The 3,045-nt window shown below is 71.7% G+C and carries 2 protein-coding genes; one reads left to right on the forward strand and one right to left on the reverse strand.

Going from position 1 to position 3,045, the window contains the following annotated elements; all coding sequences use genetic code 11:
• Positions 1 to 924: 924 nt before the first annotated feature.
• A complete protein-coding gene (locus KXC43_RS39130) occupies positions 925 to 2,373 on the reverse strand; it encodes a DHA2 family efflux MFS transporter permease subunit (RefSeq protein WP_221381294.1) in 1,449 nt (482 codons plus the stop codon).
• Positions 2,374 to 2,445: 72 nt separating this feature from the next.
• Between KXC43_RS39130 and KXC43_RS39135 the strand changes: the two genes are divergently transcribed.
• Positions 2,446 to 3,003, forward strand: a complete 558-nt coding sequence (locus KXC43_RS39135) for a TetR/AcrR family transcriptional regulator (protein ID WP_221381295.1) — start codon at positions 2,446 to 2,448, stop codon at positions 3,001 to 3,003.
• The last annotated feature ends 42 nt before the right edge of the window (positions 3,004 to 3,045 follow it).

Here is a 3,045-nt window from a genome sequence, read left to right on the forward strand (position 1 = left end):
CCGGCATCCGGTCCGGCATCCGGTCCGGCATCCGGTCCGGCATCCGGTCCGGCATCCGGTCCGGCATCCGGTCCGGCATCCGGTCCGGCGTCCGGCGTCCGGCCCAGCATGCGGCGTCCGGCGTCCGGCCCAGCATGCGGCGTCCGGCGGCCGGCATCCGGCGTGGGTTCGACGGTGGGCATCGTGTTTTGCCCGGTCATCGTTGGTCGGCCGCTGGCTGCATCCGGCTGCGGGGCTGGGATTGGAGTTGTGCCTGGCTGTGGCGCCGTGCGAGCGGTGGCATCCGGTCCGGTACTGGGCGTGGGCGCGACGGTGGGCTTCGTGGATTGCCCGATCACAGCTGCTCGGCGACCGGCGGCATCCAGCGGCGGCGTGGGGCGCGGGCATGGGCGTCCGTCCGGTCATTGCCGCTTGGTGGTCGGCAGTGTCCGGCCCGGGTGCGAAGTGCGGTTCGCCCAGCCACCCTGACCGGCGACCGGCGACCGGCGACCGGCGACCGGCGACCGGCGACCGGCGACCGGCGACCGGCGACCGGCGACCGGCGACCGGCGACCTGTGACCTGTGACCTGTGACCTGCGACCTGTCTGGTTGTCGGTGCTTCGGAACGCGGGTGTTGTGCCGGCGTCGTGGCCCGGCGAGATGTGAGAGGACCGCCCCACCGATAAGGAGGGCGGTCCTCAGCGACGCCAGGTCGGCCAACTTGCTTGAGCCTCGGGGGCCCCGCTGGTTCGAGCCTTGAGTGTCCGCTGGTCGTTGGCCTGCTGGATCACTTGATCATGTAATTGTTGTGGGCGGGCCGAGGCGGGGAGGCGCGAAGACCGCCTCGTCGTCGGCGTCCTTCCACCGGTGCCGGACGACCATTGACCCGGGGCCTGCGGAGCGGCGGCCGGCGGAGCTTCGTGGGGGACTTCTTCGACTGGTTCTCAGGAGGGGGAGTGGACGGCCTCGGCCGGGGTTGCTGGGAGCTGACTTGTTTTGCGGCGGGGGAGCCATAGGGCCACCACGGCCCCGGCGGCGACGATAAGGGCGCCGACGATGACGGCGGGGCGTAGGCCGTCTACGAAGGACTGGTGGGTGGTGTAGCCGCCGTATGAGCTGAAGATTGAGGCCAGGACGGCCACTCCGGCGGCTACGCCGGCTTCTCGGATCGTGTTGTTGACGCCGGAGGCTACGCCTCGGTCGGTGTCCTTGACGCTGGCCAGGGCTACCGTGCTGATCGGGGCAAAGGTCAGGCCCATGCCGATGCCGGCCAGGGCGAAGGCGAAGACCAGGCTGCCGTACGTCACGTCGGGGCCGGTGGCCAGGCCTATCCAGAGGATGCCGGCGGCCAGGAAGAGCTGGCCTGTGAAGATCAGGGCGCGCTGGCCTATGCGGTCGCCGAACAGGCCGGCCAGGGGGGCGACGATCATCGGGGCGGCTGTCCAGGGGAGTGTGCGCAGGCCGGCGTCCAGCGGGCTCAGGCCCTGTACGACCTGGAAGAACTGGGCCAGCAGGAAGACCGAGCCGAACGCGCCGGCTGAGAAGGTCAGGGTTACCGCGTTGACCAGGCTGAAGCCGCGGGAGCGGAACAGGCGCAGCGGCAGCATGGGGGCGGGATTTCTCGCCTGCCAGGCCAGGAACGCTGCCAGCATGGCGCCGCCGGCGATGAGCATGGTCAGGACGCGGGCGGAGGTCCAGCCACGTTCGGGGCCGTCCACCACGCCCCAGATGACCAGCAGCATGCCTGCGGCCGAGAGCACCAGGCCCAGCGGGTCCAGGCGGCGGGCGCCGCCGCGGGACTCGTCGAGCACCGTCAGGGCCAGCACGACGGCGATCACGCCGATGGGCACGTTCAGCCAGAAGATCCAGTGCCAGTCGAGGCCCTCGACCACCGCGCCGCCTACGACCGGGCCGACCGCTACGCCTAAGCCGCTGATGCCGCCCCAGATGCCTACGGCGGCTGTTCGGAAGCGGTCGGGCACGGCTTCGGCCAGCAGGGTCAGGGCCAGGGGAGCTACCGCGGCGCCGCCCAGGCCCTGGACGGCCCGGGCCGCGGTGAGCTGCCACGACTCGGTGGCCAGGGCGGCCGCGGCGGAGGCCAGCGTGAAGACGATCAGGCCGGCCACGAACATGCGGCGGCGGCCGATGCGGTCGCCCAGCGCGGCCGCGGTGAGCAGGAAGGCGGCGAACGGCAGGGTGTACGCGTTCACGAACCACTGGAGGTCCGTCAGCGAGGCGCCCAGGTCGGTGCGGATCACCGGCAGCGCCGTGCTCACGACCAGGTTGTCCAGCGTGACCATGAAGGTCGGGATGCCGACGGCGGCCAGCACCCAGCCCAGCGGGCGGGTGCGGCGCCGGGGCGCCGCGGCGGGCGCCTCTTGTACGGCGGTCATCAGGTCCCCCTAGTTGTTATTCACTGATAACTTCGCTCGCCACGTTAGTTATCGACTGATAACCTGTCAACCGTGACCCGAACCCGCCTCACCGCCGAGGAACGCCAGGGGCAGCTGATCGCCGCGGCCGTCACCGCCTTCAGCCAGAACGGCTACGCCGGCACCACGACCGATCAGGTGGCCCGGCTGGCGGGTGTCTCCCAGCCGTACGTGATCCGACTTTTCCGGACGAAGCAGGAGCTCTTCCTGGCCGCGGTGCAGCACGCCGGCGACCGCATCGAGGCCAAGTGGCGCGACGCGGCCGAGCGCGACCCCACCCTGGCCGGGCTGGGCGACGCCTACGGCGAACTGCTCCAGCAGCCCGAACTGGTCACCATGCTGCTGCACGGCTTCGCCGCCGCCGGCGACCCGGCCATCGGCGACCCGGTGCGCGCCTGCTTCGGCGGGCTCTACGAGGTCGTACGGGAATTGACCGGCGCCACCGCCACCGAGGCCCGGGACTTCTTCGCGCACGGCATGCTGCTCACCTGCCTCGGCGCGATGCGCGTGCTCGGCCCCGGCGCGGTGCCCCCGCAGCCCTGGTCCGTCGACCTGCTCGGCACGTTCGAGGGCCTGGACAAGAAAATCTAGCCCGATCTCGCCGCGAGCGCCGCCGGGACGCTCGCGGCAGCG

This window comes from Paractinoplanes polyasparticus, assembly GCF_019710575.1.
GTDB classification, from domain to species: domain Bacteria; phylum Actinomycetota; class Actinomycetes; order Mycobacteriales; family Micromonosporaceae; genus Actinoplanes; species Actinoplanes polyasparticus.